Source organism: Blautia sp. AM29-29, from assembly GCF_003480555.1.
Classification (GTDB): Bacteria; Bacillota; Clostridia; order Lachnospirales; family Lachnospiraceae; genus Fusicatenibacter; species Fusicatenibacter saccharivorans.
The window spans coordinates 96,926-111,292 of the sequence record NZ_QUJD01000002.1 but is presented as its reverse complement, the minus strand read 5'-3'; the positions used below and the strand labels follow the sequence as shown (position 1 = coordinate 111,292).

Genomic DNA, 14,367 nt, shown 5'->3' with positions numbered 1-14,367 from the left:
CAGGGTATACTTATTTTTATTATACCAAATAAAGGGCTGGAATAAAAGTATTTCTGAAAAGAATGCTGATTTTTCAGAAATGATATGGTAAGATAGGTACATATTTGGATGAAGGAGTAAGGACATATGATCGATCAGTTTCGGACGGTTTACCGGGGTGGAACCGGGGAAATCGTGGAGAAGAAATCACGTTTTATTGCGACGGTGCGTCTGGTGGAATCTGAGGAGGAGGCACTTTCCTGCCTGGAAGCTCTGCGGAAAAAATACTGGGATGCGCGGCATAACTGTTTTGTGTATATTATTGGAGAAAATCAGGAGACGGTGCGCTGCAGCGATGACGGGGAGCCTTCCGGCACGGCAGGGCGGCCGATGCTCGATGTGGTACAGGGAGCAGGCCTCCGCAATGTGCTTGTTGTGGTGACGCGGTATTTCGGCGGTACGCTGCTGGGAACGGGCGGCCTGGTGCGCGCGTACTCGCAGGCGGTGCAGGAGGGGCTGGCAAACAGTGTTCTGATTGACGAGATCTGCGGCGTGCGGCTGTTGATTGAGACGGATTACAACGGCATCGGTAAAATCCAGTATCTGCTCGGCCAGCGGGGGATTCCGATTCTGGAATCCGAGTACACCGATCAGGTGAAAATCCGCGTTCTCGTTCCGAAAACGGAGGTGGACCGTCTCTGCGCGGAGATTACCGAGGGGACGAACGGAAAGGCAAAACTGGAAAAAGAAGAGGAGCTGTACTTTGCGCAGAACGACGGAGAGCTGATCTTCGGGGATGAGCTGACGCAGTATAAGAATCTGGAGGCAGAAGAATTAGGATAAAGGAGGATGCGACATGAGGTTTCCGGAAAATCTGAAAAAGGGCGGAACGATCGGCTTTGTGGCACCATCGTTTGGATGTACGACAGAGCCATACAAGTCCGCGTTTGCAAATGCACAGAAAAAATGGAAAGAGATGGGATATCAGCTGGATCTTGGGCCAAACTGCTATGCAGAGCACGGCATCGGAATCAGCGCGGCACCGGAGGAGTGCGGAAAAGAGCTGACGGAATATTATGTCAGTGAGAAGAATGACTGTCTGATTTCCTGCGGCGGCGGAGAGCTGATGTGCGAGGATCTCGATTACGTGGATTTTGAAAAGATCAGAAAGGCACCGGAGAAATGGTATCTCGGCTATTCTGACAATACGCATTTTACGTATCTTCTGCCGACCCTCTGCGATACGGCGGCTGTTTACGGTCCGTGTGCGAGTGATTTCGGCATGGAGCCGTGGCATAAATCCGTAGCGGATGCGTTTGGCGTACTGACGGGAGAAGTGCGTACCGTCCGCGGCTATGAGGGATGGGAAAGAGACGATGCGAAGGGCAGAAGCGAGGAAAATCCGTATCTGCCGTACCAGATTACAGAACCGCGCGTTCTGCGCCGCTTCCCGGATGCGGACAGTGCATTTGAGGGACGGCTCATCGGCGGCTGTCTCGACTGTCTCGTCAATATTCTTGGAACGAAGTACGACGGAACGGTTGATTTTGTGGAAAAATATAAAGAGGACGGTTTTGTCTGGTTTCTGGAAGCGTGCGATCTGAACGTCTTTGCGATCCGCCGCGCAATCTGGCAGATGGAGCACGCCGGCTGGTTCCAATATGTGAAAGGCTTTCTGATTGGCCGCCCGCTGCAGTTCGGACAGAAATTCGGGGAACTCGACCAGTACCGCGCCGTGACGGATCTGCTTGGAAAATACAACGTGCCGATCGTGATGGATCTCGACATCGGACACCTTCATCCGGCGATGCCGCTGATCGTCGGAAGTTATGCGAAGGTGGCCGTGGAAGGAAATGAGATTGAAATTAAGATGGAGTGCCGTTAGAACGCTTTTGAAAAATATTTTCTCGAGCGGCAGGGCAGAGCCTGTGGGAAAATGTCTGCGCGCGTAGAAGAACTATCGGCGCATCCGGCAGATGCCGCGGAGCTTTTTGACATCGAGAATCGTGACCGTGCCGCGGGAGAGTGCGACGATGCCGTCTTTCTCGAACGACTTTAAGGTGCGGGAAACGACCTCTCTGGCACTGCCGAGGTTCCGCGCGATCTGTTCGTGCGTGGTGGAGAGCACCGGGGAACCGGTGCGGATGCGTTCATCCTCGAGATATCCGGCAAGGCGCTGGTCAAGCCGCGTAAAGAGGAGCTGGCCCATCGCCCACATGACTTCGGAAAAATGCTCCGTTGTTTCCCGGTAAATGTAGTTTTCAACGTAAATATTCTGATTCAACAGTCTGCGGAACGTGCTGGCCGGAGTGATGAGAACTTTCGTCTCCTCCTCGGCCTCAATCAGAATATCAAAGCTGATTTCCTGCATCGCACAGGAGGCAGACAGCGTGCAGACTTCGCCGGGACCGGTGGTAAACAGGGTAATTTCCCGCTGCTCGCCGGACTGGATAAAGATGCGGAGCTTGCCGGAGAGGACAAGCAGAACGCCGAGACAGTCATCGTCACAGCTGTAGAGAAAATCGCCGCGCTGATACGTCGTCAAGACGGAAGAGAGCACGAGTGTCTGCTGTTCATCGGCGGTAAGCTTTGAATAAAATGGATAATGCTCCTGAAAACAGGATTCCAGAAAAGATGACATAAATAAAACTCCTTTCGGAAGAAAAACGTTCTTTTGTAAACTACGGCAGCAGCCGTTTCTTCCATGATAGAAAAGAACGGAAAGAAATGCAAGAAAAAACGTATCGGTTTTTGTGCCGATACGTTTTTTCTTGCATTTCCAATATTACGCTGTTTATTTTACAGAGTTAATCAGTTCTTCCAGCTCCTCATAGGAAACGGCGCCGACGTTTTTCTTTACGAGTTCGCCGTTTTTGAAGAAAGCGAGGGTCGGAACGCTCATGACTTTAAATGATCTTGCCAGCTCCGGTGCTTCGTCAACGTCTACTTTGTAGAACTGGATCTCCGGCATATCCTCAGCTGCCTCTTCGATGACCGGGGCGAGCATTTTGCACGGTCCGCACCAGGTAGCAAAGAAATCAACAACGGCAACGCCAGGTGCTGCCTGCAGAGCTTTTTCAAAGTTTTCGGATGTAACATGAATTAATGACATAATAGAAGTCCTCCTTTTTTAAAACGGGATTTTTTATTTCCCGGTAAGTGTTTTTCTGTTGTGACTGTAGAATACCACAGCAGAACGGGAAGTTCTGTGACTAAGTCACAAAATGATTTCTTATTTTTTATTTCGGTTCTTTTCCCTGGCGGAAGCATTCGATCATTTCACCGGTCAGACTGATGAAGTTCGGCGTCTCCGGAAGAGAATCGCGGTCAAACCATTCGGCAACGGAGAGTTCCTCGCGGTCGAGGGTAATGGACGGATCGCCGTCCACATCGCAGTAAAATCCGGCGAGCAGCGAGCCGCTGAAGGACCACGGCTGACTCTTATAGTATCTCAGATTTTTGACCTTTAATCCGACTTCTTCCATGACTTCACGGTGCACCGTCTGTTCCAGCGTCTCACCGACCTCGGTATAGCCGGCCACGAGGGCGTACTGGCGGTGGCTGCTGTGGGAAGGTGCGTACTTCGTGAGCAGCAGGCGGTCACCGTCGGTGATGGCAACGATGACGCTCGGGCAGATGACCGGATAGGAGAGCGCGCCGCAGGAAGGGCACTGCATCGCGCGTTCATTTCCAGGCGCATGCATCTTCGTTCCGCAGCGGCCGCAGTAGGTGTGGTCGGTGTACCAGGTGTGGATCTGGTAACCGGTGATACCGGCAAACCCGAGCCATCCCGGAACGGCGCTGCGAAGAATTAGTGTATTTTCGTATTTCCAGATGCCAAATTCCGGAAGCTGCGGACTGCGCAGTTCATAATAGTCCGTCTCATCAATGCGGAACAGAAATTTTGCCTTTTCTTTAATCTCCGGAAAAACAGCTGCAATTTCCGCAATGGAAGGGTAGCAGATCTCGGGATCTTCGAAATTGCACAGAATTGTATGATGACCGTAAATTAAAACAAGATCCGTATCGTTCGGAACAGAAGGCTGGTAATCTACATAATATTTATGCGGAGCAATGTCCTGAATCATAAGAATTCCTTTCTTTGGTAAAAAAGTTTTTGGAAAAACAAAAAACCGAAATTCCTGTGAAGAAATTTCGGTAATAAAAAGAGCGCGAGACGGGATTCGAACCCGCGACCCCAACCTTGGCAAGGTTGTACTCCACCCCTGAGCCACTCGCGCATATACATCCTTTTGGATGAAGCGGGTGATGGGAATCGAACCCACGTATCCAGCTTGGAAGGCTGGTGTTCTACCATTGAACTACACCCGCAGATGATGGGCACTGATTTTTTTTCTCTGTCTTGTTGACTGCCGTGCCTCACTGACAAAACGTATTCTACAGGAAAGCTGAGAAAAAGTCAACCCCTTTTTTGAAAAAAATTAAAAAATTTTCAAAACACTGAAAAAGGAGAAAATTCAGGGTGAAAGGGGCGTGAAAATGTCCGCAAAGATCAGCCTTGTTCCAGAACGGGAAATGTACTATAATAGAAAAACGGAAAAGCAAAAAAGGGGGAATTTCCCTATGCAGGAAAATGGAACAGAACTTCTGGTTTGCTGCACCGGTTGTCAGAGCTGTATGCCGTGCATGGTAAAAATCAACATCCCGGGTTTGTTTGCGCTTTACAACCGGACAGCGACGGAAGGCGTCGAAGCGGTTCGTGCAGAGTATGAGCGTCAGGACAAACGTGCCGATGACTGCATCAACTGTTATCGCTGTGAAAAGCAGTGCCCGCAGCACCTCGGGATCGGCATTCTGATGCAGGATATTGCGGAAACCTTCGGAGAATAGGAAAAAAGGAGCATCTGTGCAATTTAAAGAAGCATTCTAATCTTTCTATAAAATATTTTGGGAAAAACTGGACTTATCTGAAAAATTTGATATAATAGAAAGGTAGTGACAGGGAAATTTTATGCTAAAATCTGGAAAGAAGAGCCCTGTCAATTCTTATGGGAGGAAAAATACATGGATGCCATTGATTATAAGATTCTGAAGATATTGCAGAAAAATGCCCGCGAGACGGCTTCCAATATCAGCAAAGAGATTCATTTATCGGTTTCTGCAGTCATCGAGAGAATCCGTAAAATGGAAGAAACCGGAGTGATTAAAGAATACACCATTATTGTAGACGAAAAGAAAACGGGAAATGAGATGACCGCGCTGATGGAAGTCAGCCTGGAGCATCCGAAGTTCTTTGACAGTTTTGCAGATGCGATCCAGAAACTGGAGTACATCGTATCCTGCTATTATCAGACCGGAGATTTTGATTTGATTATCCGCATTTCCTGTCACTCATCCGACGAACTCGAAGAAATCCACCGCCAGGTGATGAGCCTTCCGGGCGTCGATGCGACAAGAACGCATGTAGTGCTGAAAAATGTAAAAAATATCTATTCCGCCATCCGCAGACCGGACAAATAAAAACCGGCACAGCCGGAATCTGATACGAGAGCGTGTCTGAAAATAATCCGAAAGAGTTTTCAGGCACGTTTTGGCGTCTCAGAAAAAGTACGGAAAGAAAGAAGGAAAAAAGTGAACAGATACTTACGCTGTTATGTAGAGATTTCACTCGAAGCGATCGGGCATAACATCAGAGAAGTGAAAAAAAGACTACCGGAGGGCGTGAAACTTCTTGGCGTTGTAAAAGCGAACGCCTACGGCCACGGTGCCGTTCCGGTAGCATCTTATCTGGAAAACCAGGTTGATTATTTTGCAACCGCAACCATCGAGGAGGCTGTCGAGCTCAGAGAAAACGGCATTTCCGCGCCGATCCTGATTCTCGGCTACGTGTCCCCGTCCCAGTACGGCGACCTTGTGGAATACGACATCACTCAGACGATCGACAGCTACGCACAGGCACTTGCCCTCGAAAAAGAGGCAGCACGCCAGAACCGGAAAGCAAAAGCACACCTTGCGGTCGATACCGGCATGACGCGGATCGGCTTCCAGGTGACGGAGCACGATGCGGATGAGGCGGCAAAAATCGCGGATCTTCCGCACATCGAGCTGGAAGGTATGTTTACGCATTTCTCCTGCGCCGATCAGGAAGACAAGACGTACTGTTCGATGCAGATGGAAAAATATGATAAGATGACGGCACTTTTAGCAGAGCGCGGCGTGACGATTCCGCTTCGCCATATCTGCAACTCCGCCGGAATCATGGAATTTGACGATCACCGCTTTGAGATGGTGCGTTCCGGTATCATCACCTACGGCATTTACCCATCCGAGGAGGTAAAAAAAGAGCGTCTCGATCTGATCCCGGCGCTTTCCTGGAAGAGCCATGTCATCCATGTGAAGGAAGTCGGCCCGGGCATCGGCGTCAGCTACGGTGCCACGTATGTGACCGAGAAACCGATGACACGGATCGCAACTGTTTCAGCCGGCTATGCAGACGGCTATCCGAGAGCTCTCTCGAACCAGGGCTGTGTGCTGATCCACGGGAAAAAAGCACCGATCATCGGAAGAATCTGTATGGATCAGATGATGGTGGACGTGACCGACATCCCGGATGTGCAGGTGGAGGACGTTGTAACGCTTGTCGGAACCGACGGGGATGAGACCATCACGATCGAAGAGATCGCCAATCCGGCGGCACGTTTCGATTACGAGATGCTCTGCGATATCAGCAGCCGTGTAACAAGGGTTTATAAATAGTTATCCAAAATAGAAAAATCAAAGTCTCCGAAGACGGAAAAAAGCAGAATCTGCTGACCGTTTCGGAGACTTTTTTGTGTTGGAACAGGTTTTCTGGATTATTTAACCGGTGCGGGTTGACAGGCGGTGCCGGAGTATGGTAGGATACCAATTAGTTTAGCGTAGTACAGTGATAGCATGATCACGTAGAAAAGGAGAAGATTATTATGAAAAAGAAAATGGTTAGCATTTTGACAGCAGCCTTTTGTGTATCTGCCCTGCTGGCTGGCTGCGGCTTTGCAGACACAGCAAAAACATCTGCCTCATCAGCAGGAGCAGCATCCTCTTCCGCAGACGGAACGACAACCTTTACCGTGGGCTTCGATGCAGAATACCCGCCGTATGGCTACATGGACGATGAGACCGGCGATTACACCGGATTTGACCTGGAGCTCGCCGAGGCAGTCTGCGAGATTTACGGCTGGAAGCTGGTAAAAACCCCGATCAACTGGGATGCGAAAGATACCGAGCTGAATTCTGGTGCGATTGACTGCATCTGGAACGGCTTTACCATGAACGGCAGAGAGGACGATTACACCTGGTCCGATCCGTACGTGGACAACAGCCAGGTGATGGTCGTATCCGAGAATTCCGGCATCAACAGCCTGTCCGATCTGGCAGGAAAGACGGTTGGTGTGCAGGCAGCATCCGCAGCACTCGATCTTTTACAGAGTGAGGAAGAAGGCGGTCAGAAAGAACTCGCCGATACTTTCGCCGCTCTGCAGCAGTTCCCGGATTACAACAATGCGTTTGTAGAGCTTCAGGCAGGTTCCATCGATGCGGTTGCCATGGATATCGGCGTTGCCAAATATCAGCTGGAAAGCCGCGGAGAAGGATACAAAATCCTCGACGAGCACCTGAACTCTGAGAAATATGCGATCGGATTCAAAAAAGGAAATACCGAGCTCTGCGATAAAGTAAACGAAGGCCTGCAGCAGGTTCTGGCCGACGGAACATTCGACAAGCTCGCAGAAAAATACGGAATCGCAGACATGGTGTGTCTGGAGAAAAAAGGAGAGTAAAGCAGCATGAAGTTGTCCATAATTCTATCACAGCTTAGTACCGGAATGGCGGGAACGATCTCGATATTTGTCCTGACGCTCGTATTTTCCCTGCCGCTCGGTCTGCTGATCGCCTTCGGGCGTATGTCGAAAAACCGGATTGTGAGCGGAATTTTCCGGCTCTATATCTCCCTGATGCGCGGCACGCCTCTGATGCTGCAGCTCATGGTGGTTTACTTCGGACCGTTCTATCTGTTCGGTATGAACATAGGAAAATGGCGCTTTCCGGCGATTATCACCGGATTTGCCTTAAACTACGGCGCCTATTTTGCAGAAATCTACCGCTCCGGCATCGTTTCGATGGATCGTGGACAGTACGAGGCAGCAAAGCTTCTTGGTTATTCGAAGGGACAGACGTTTGTCCGCATTATTCTGCCGCAGGTTGTGAAACGGATTCTGCCGGCGATCACCAATGAGGTGATTACGCTGGTCAAGGATACGTCGCTGGCCTTTTCCATTTCCTATGTGGAAATGTTCACGATCGCAAAACAGATCGCGGCGGCCAAGACCACGATGGTTCCGTTCGTCGCCGCCGGTATTTTCTACTACATCTTCAATTTTGTCGTGGCGTGGGTGATGGAACTTTTGGAAAAGAAATTTTCTTATTATCATTAACTATAGAAGAGAGCGGAAAACGATATGATTTATCTGGAAATGAACCATGTAAGAAAGAGCTTTGGGGATCTCGAAGTGTTAAAAGATATTTCCCTCAAAGTAGAAGAGGGCGAGGTGCTCTCGATCATCGGCCCGTCGGGATCGGGAAAATCGACGCTGCTGCGGTGTGCGGCGATGCTGGAGACGATGGAGGGCGGTGACCTGACATATCTTGGCGAGCAGGCAGTCACCATGCAAAATGGAAAATCCGTTTATGCAAAGCCGGCCGTGCTGCGGAAAATTCAGGAAAACTTTGGAATGGTATTCCAGAGCTTCCACCTGTTTCCACATTATGATGTGATGAAAAACCTCTGCGATGCGCCGATTCATGTGCAGAAACGCAATCGTGCGGAGGTGGAAGCACAGGCAGAAGAGCTGCTGCAGAAAATGGGACTCACAGGAAAAGAAAAGGCGTATCCGTGTCAGCTTTCCGGCGGTCAGTGTCAGAGGGTTGCGATTGCGCGTGCGCTGATGCTGAACCCGAAGGTGCTCTTTTTTGATGAGCCGACTTCGGCGCTCGACCCGGAGCTGACAGGCGAGGTGCTGAAGGTCATCAAATCCCTTGCGGAGATGAATATGACCATGGTGATCGTTACCCACGAGATGAATTTTGCCCGGGAGATTTCCAACCGCATCATCTTTATGGACCAGGGCGTGATCGCCGTGGAAGGAACGCCGGACGAAGTCTTCGATTCCGAAAATGCCAGAATGCAGGGCTTTTTGGGAAAATTTCGTGAGAAGTAACGACGTTGCACTTGCCTAAAAAAACAACATGCGTTATACTAGAGCGTGGTTGAAACGTATTTCAAACACGCTCTTTATACGCCCCGTTCTGTTTTTGGGGATGAAAAAGAGCGGGGATAAAAGAGAAACCGAATACACATTTTGACAAGAAAAGGAGAATCGTGTCTATGAGCGGAACTGACAGATATGTAAGCCCTCTTTCCGAACGTTATGCAAGCAAGGAGATGCAGTACATCTTCTCCCCGGATATGAAATTCCGTACCTGGAGAAAGTTATGGATTGCGCTGGCTGAGACAGAAAAAGAACTGGGACTTTCTATTACAGATGAGCAGATCGAAGAACTGAAAGCAAATGCCGAGAACATCAACTACGATGTGGCAAAAGAAAGAGAGAAAGTCTGCCGTCATGACGTAATGTCCCATGTGTATGCCTACGGCGTACAGTGTCCGAAAGCAAAAGGAATCATCCATCTGGGAGCAACCAGCTGCTACGTAGGCGACAATACCGATATCATTGTCATGAACGAAGCCTTAAAGCTGGTGAAGAAAAAACTGGTGAACGTTATCGCTGAGCTGGCAAAATTTGCGGATACCTACAAAGACCAGCCGACCCTTGCCTTCACCCACTTCCAGCCGGCACAGCCGACCACCGTCGGAAAACGTGCAACCCTGTGGATGCAGGAGTTCTTAATGGATCTTGAAGATCTCGAGTACGTACAGAGCACCTTAAAGCTGCTCGGCTCCAAAGGAACAACAGGCACACAGGCAAGCTTTTTAGAGCTGTTCGACGGAGATCAGGAGACCATCGACAAGATCGATCCGATGATCGCTGAGAAAATGGGCTTCAAGAACTGCTATCCTGTTTCCGGACAGACGTATTCCAGAAAAGTCGATACGAGAGTATTAAACGTTCTGGCAGGCATTGCGGCAAGCGCAACAAAATTCTCCAACGACATCCGTCTTCTGCAGCACTTAAAAGAAGTTGAGGAGCCGTTCGAGAAAGGACAGATCGGATCTTCCGCCATGGCATACAAGAGAAATCCGATGAGAAGCGAGCGTATCGCATCCCTGTCCCGTTATGTGATCACCGATGCATTAAATCCGGCCATCACCTCTTCTGTACAGTGGTTTGAGAGAACCCTCGATGACTCTGCAAACAAGAGACTTTCCATTCCGGAAGGCTTCCTTGCCATCGACGGTATCCTGGATCTGTGCATGAACGTCGTAGACGGACTTGTGGTTTATCCAAAGGTTATCTTAAAACACATGATGGCAGAGCTTCCGTTTATGGCAACTGAGAATATCATGATGGATGCGGTAAAAGCAGGCGGCGACCGTCAGGAGCTGCATGAGAGAATCCGCGAGCTGTCCATGATCGCCGGAAAACATGTCAAAGAGGAAGGCCGCGACAACGATCTTCTGGATCTGATCGCAGCGGATGAGATGTTCCATCTGACCAAAGAAGAGCTGGAAAAGACGATGGATCCGTCCAAATACACAGGCCGCGCATCCGTACAGGTTGACGCATTCCTGAAGAACGTAGTTAATCCGGTGCTTGAGGCAAACAAAGAGGCACTTGGCATGACTGCGGAAATCAACGTCTGATGCGTTTGATAAACAGAAATAATAAAAAAACAAATTTTATAAGTAATAATAAGTTTTACTTATGAAGAAAACATGGTATACTATGCATGAACGGCCGAAACAAAGAGGCCGCAAGTATACGTTGAATTAGGAGGATGTCACATGATTAAGGCAGTAGTAGGAGCAAACTGGGGAGACGAGGGAAAAGGTAAGATTACCGATATGCTCGCAAAAGAGGCAGACATTATTGTCCGTTTCCAGGGTGGTGCGAATGCAGGCCATACCATTGTAAACAACTATGGAAAGTTTGCACTTCATACCCTTCCATCCGGCGTATTTTACAGCCACACAACAAGCGTAATCGGAAACGGTGTTGCACTCAATATTCCGGTTCTGATCAAAGAGTTAAATGAGATCGTTTCGAAGGGAGTGCCGGCACCGAAGATCAAAATTTCCGACCGTGCACAGATGGTAATGCCGTACCACATCCTGTTCGATCAGTATGAGGAAGAGCGTCTGGGCGGAAAATCCTTTGGTTCCACCAAATCCGGTATCGCTCCGTTCTACTCAGATAAATATGCAAAAATCGGTTTCCAGGTAAACGAGTTGTTCGACGATGAGCACCTGAAAGAGAAACTGAAATCTGTATGCGAAACCAAGAACATTCTGCTCGAGCATCTGTATCACAAACCGCAGTTAAATCCGGATGAGATCTATGCAGAGCTGATGGAATACAAAAAAATGGTTGAGCCATACGTATGCGATACTTCCGCATTCCTGTGGAACGCGATTCAGGAAGGCAAGGAGATCCTGCTTGAGGGTCAGCTTGGTTCCTTAAAAGACCCGGATCACGGAATTTACCCGATGGTAACTTCTTCTTCCACACTGGCCGGCTACGGCGCAGTAGGAGCAGGTGTTCCGCCATATGAAATCAAGAAAATCGTAACCGTATGCAAAGCTTACTCCAGCGCAGTAGGAGCAGGTGCTTTCGTTTCCGAGATCTTCGGCGATGAGGCAGATGAGCTCAGAAGACGCGGCGGAGACGGCGGAGAGTTCGGTGCAACCACAGGCCGCCCGAGACGTATGGGATGGTTCGACTGTGTTGCTTCCCGTTACGGCTGCAGAATGCAGGGTACCACCGATGTAGCATTTACTGTACTTGACGTTCTCGGATATCTGGACGAGATTCCGGTTTGCGTAGCATACGAAGTAGACGGAAAAGAAATCCACGATTTCCCGAACACCAGCATTCTTGAGAAAGCAAAACCGGTTCTGAAAACCCTTCCGGGATGGAAATGCGATATCCGCGGCATCAAGAAATACGAGGAGCTGCCGGAGAACTGCAGAAACTACATCGAGTTTGTAGAGAAAGAAATCGGATTCCCGATCACCATGATCTCCAACGGGCCGGGAAGAGACGATATCATTTACCGCAACAAATAATTCAGGCGGTTTTTAGAGGATTTTTATGAAAAAAGCAGGACAGCTTCTCGCAGTTCTGACAGCGGCTTCCGTGCTGCTGTCGGGCTGTGAGAAGTTAAAAGATGTGACAACGACATCTGTCTATGTGAGCAAAAATGGTGTTGTGACAGAAGCCATTGTGGAAGATTACAGCAAAGACGATGATTACACGGAAGACGAACTGAAGGTCTTTGTGGAGGATGACATCAAAAAATTCACAGAGGAGCGCGGCGATGCGGATTCCGTGAAGCTGGAAAAATGCCAGATCAAAGAGGACAAGGTGGAGATCCGGATGGAATACGGAGATTACCAGTCCTACGCGGATTATCACGGAGCAGAATTTTTCGCAGGCACGCTGGATGAGGCAGAAGAAGCGGGATATGATTTTTCCGCTTCCTTTGTCGATTCTAAAGGCAATGAGGTTTCAGTCGAAGATGCGGTCAAAGGCGTTAAGCATGTACGCGTGATTGTCTGCGAGGAGCCGCTGGAAATCGTAACGGAAGATCCGGTGCTCTGCGTTTCCGGTACAGCCGTGATCAAAGGAAAAAACACGGTGGATACGGCCGGCGAGTGGACCACAAAGTCCACAGAGAGTGCTTCTGCGTCATCATCAGAGCAGACTAAGACAGAAGAAACAGAGCAGGAATATGAGCAGGACGTTCTTCTTGCCAGTCCTGTTATTGTTGTTTATGGTAAGTAAACAAATAAAATAGAGGAGTAACTAACTATGGAAAAGACAATGGACAAAATTGTGGCAGTAGCAAAATCCAGAGGTTTTGTATATCCGGGTTCCGAAATCTACGGCGGCCTGGCAAATACCTGGGATTACGGCCCGCTCGGTGTTGAGCTGAAAAACAACGTGAAAAAAGCATGGTGGCAGAAATTCGTGATGGAGAGCCCGCACAACGTAGGTGTTGACTGCGCGATCCTGATGAACCCGCAGACATGGGTAGCTTCCGGTCATCTCGGCGGATTTTCCGATCCTCTGATGGACTGTAAAGAGTGCCACGAGCGTTTCCGTGCAGACAAGCTGATCGAAGACTTCTGCGAGGAAAAAGGCATTGAAATCGAAGGCGGCAGTGTAGACGCATGGTCCCAGGAAGAGATGAAGAACTTCATCGAGGAGCATCAGATTCCGTGTCCGTCCTGCGGAAAACATAACTTTACCGATATCCGTCAGTTCAACCTGATGTTCAAAACCTTCCAGGGTGTTACAGAGGATGCGAAGAACACCGTATATCTTCGTCCTGAGACTGCACAGGGTATCTTCGTAAACTTCAAAAACGTACAGCGTACTTCCAGAAAGAAAATTCCGTTCGGAATCGGCCAGATCGGTAAATCTTTCCGTAACGAGATTACACCGGGTAACTTCACCTTCCGTACCCGTGAGTTCGAGCAGATGGAGCTGGAGTTCTTCTGCGAGCCTGGCACCGATCTTGACTGGTTCCAGTACTGGAGAGGCTTCTGCATCAACTGGCTGAAGAGCCTCGGCATGAAAGACGAAGAGATGCGTGCAAGAGACCATTCTCCGGAAGAGCTGTGCTTCTACAGCAAGGGAACAACCGATATCGAGTTCCTGTTCCCGTTCGGATGGGGCGAGCTGTGGGGAATCGCAGACCGTACCGATTACGACCTGACCCAGCATCAGAATGTATCCGGACAGGATATGACCTATTTCGATCCAGAGAAGAACGAGAAATACATCCCGTATGTTATCGAGCCGTCTCTTGGTGCTGACCGTGTCGTTCTGGCATTCCTGTGCAGCGCTTATGACGAGGAAGTTCTCGACGCAGAGAAGAATGATGTTCGTACCGTGATGCATTTCCATCCGGCACTGGCACCGGTAAAAATCGGTGTGCTTCCGCTTTCCAAGAAGCTGAACGAGGGCGCTGAGAAAGTCTTTGCAGAGCTGTCCAAGAAATACAACTGCGAGTTTGATGACCGTGGAAATATCGGAAAACGGTATCGCCGTCAGGATGAGATCGGTACTCCGTACTGCATCACCTACGACTTCGATTCCGAGACCGATGGTGCTGTTACCGTCCGTGACCGTGACACCATGGAGCAGGAGAGAATTAAAATTGAGGATCTCGATGCTTACTTTGCAGATAAATTTACTTTCTAATCTG

The 14,367-nt window shown here is 49.3% G+C and carries 15 protein-coding genes and 2 tRNA genes; 12 read left to right on the top strand and 5 right to left on the bottom strand.

The features are described from left to right. Positions 1 to 126: 126 nt before the first annotated feature. Together DW769_RS02205 and DW769_RS02200 are read left to right on the top strand one after the other, a co-directional pair. Positions 127 to 822, top strand: a complete 696-nt coding sequence (locus tag DW769_RS02205; RefSeq protein ID WP_117760495.1) for a YigZ family protein — start codon at positions 127 to 129, stop codon at positions 820 to 822. A 13-nt stretch (positions 823 to 835) separates the two neighbouring features. After that, the gene (locus tag DW769_RS02200; protein ID WP_118749900.1) at positions 836 to 1,864 is read left to right on the top strand and encodes a S66 family peptidase; all 1,029 of its coding nucleotides are present in this window, start codon (positions 836 to 838) and stop codon (positions 1,862 to 1,864) included. Positions 1,865 to 1,936: 72 nt separating this feature from the next. Here the strand turns inward: DW769_RS02200 and DW769_RS02195 are convergent, their stop codons facing one another. From DW769_RS02195 to DW769_RS02175, 5 genes are all read right to left on the bottom strand, one after another. After that, complete coding sequence (locus tag DW769_RS02195) at positions 1,937 to 2,620, bottom strand: Crp/Fnr family transcriptional regulator (RefSeq protein WP_117509659.1); 684 nt, start codon at positions 2,618 to 2,620, stop codon at positions 1,937 to 1,939. Positions 2,621 to 2,773: 153 nt separating this feature from the next. Then, positions 2,774 to 3,091: a thioredoxin gene (gene trxA, locus DW769_RS02190; RefSeq protein ID WP_117509658.1), complete on the bottom strand. Its 318-nt coding sequence runs from the start codon at positions 3,089 to 3,091 to the stop codon at positions 2,774 to 2,776. Between the two features lie 127 nt (positions 3,092 to 3,218). Next, entirely contained in the window at positions 3,219 to 4,067 is an 849-nt protein-coding gene (gene nudC / locus DW769_RS02185) for an NAD(+) diphosphatase (protein ID WP_118749899.1), read from the bottom strand. A gap of 81 nt (positions 4,068 to 4,148) precedes the next feature. Continuing rightward, a tRNA-Gly gene (locus DW769_RS02180) sits at positions 4,149 to 4,220 on the bottom strand. 20 nt (positions 4,221 to 4,240) lie between these two features. Next, positions 4,241 to 4,311, bottom strand: a tRNA-Gly gene (locus tag DW769_RS02175). A 252-nt stretch (positions 4,312 to 4,563) separates the two neighbouring features. On the opposite strand from DW769_RS02175, the gene DW769_RS02170 reads away from it, so the two are divergent. The 10 genes from DW769_RS02170 (at position 4,564) to DW769_RS02125 (ending at position 14,363) form a co-directional block, all read left to right on the top strand. Continuing rightward, a complete protein-coding gene (locus DW769_RS02170; RefSeq protein ID WP_158554987.1) occupies positions 4,564 to 4,830 on the top strand; it encodes a 4Fe-4S dicluster domain-containing protein in 267 nt (88 codons plus the stop codon). 174 nt (positions 4,831 to 5,004) lie between these two features. Next, positions 5,005 to 5,460, top strand: coding sequence for an Lrp/AsnC family transcriptional regulator (locus tag DW769_RS02165; protein WP_022463135.1), 456 nt, complete (start codon positions 5,005 to 5,007; stop codon positions 5,458 to 5,460). Positions 5,461 to 5,571: 111 nt separating this feature from the next. After that, positions 5,572 to 6,696, top strand: coding sequence for an alanine racemase (gene alr / locus DW769_RS02160; protein WP_118700332.1), 1,125 nt, complete (start codon positions 5,572 to 5,574; stop codon positions 6,694 to 6,696). Between the two features lie 206 nt (positions 6,697 to 6,902). Beyond that, positions 6,903 to 7,757 (top strand): amino acid ABC transporter substrate-binding protein, encoded by an 855-nt coding sequence (locus tag DW769_RS02155; protein WP_117509655.1) that lies wholly within the window; start codon positions 6,903 to 6,905, stop codon positions 7,755 to 7,757. A 6-nt stretch (positions 7,758 to 7,763) separates the two neighbouring features. Next, on the top strand, positions 7,764 to 8,411 hold the full coding sequence (locus DW769_RS02150; protein ID WP_055226988.1) for an amino acid ABC transporter permease: 648 nt from the start codon (positions 7,764 to 7,766) through the stop codon (positions 8,409 to 8,411). A 24-nt stretch (positions 8,412 to 8,435) separates the two neighbouring features. Then, a complete protein-coding gene (locus DW769_RS02145; protein ID WP_118666753.1) occupies positions 8,436 to 9,194 on the top strand; it encodes an amino acid ABC transporter ATP-binding protein in 759 nt (252 codons plus the stop codon). Positions 9,195 to 9,361: 167 nt separating this feature from the next. Continuing rightward, entirely contained in the window at positions 9,362 to 10,798 is a 1,437-nt protein-coding gene (gene purB, locus DW769_RS02140; protein WP_022463140.1) for an adenylosuccinate lyase, read from the top strand. 141 nt (positions 10,799 to 10,939) lie between these two features. Further along, positions 10,940 to 12,220, top strand: a complete 1,281-nt coding sequence (locus tag DW769_RS02135) for an adenylosuccinate synthase (protein ID WP_118749898.1) — start codon at positions 10,940 to 10,942, stop codon at positions 12,218 to 12,220. A 25-nt stretch (positions 12,221 to 12,245) separates the two neighbouring features. Further along, entirely contained in the window at positions 12,246 to 12,938 is a 693-nt protein-coding gene (locus tag DW769_RS02130) for a hypothetical protein (protein ID WP_022463142.1), read from the top strand. Positions 12,939 to 12,965: 27 nt separating this feature from the next. Continuing rightward, positions 12,966 to 14,363, top strand: a complete 1,398-nt coding sequence (locus tag DW769_RS02125) for a glycine--tRNA ligase (RefSeq protein ID WP_055265793.1) — start codon at positions 12,966 to 12,968, stop codon at positions 14,361 to 14,363. Positions 14,364 to 14,367: the final 4 nt, after the last annotated feature.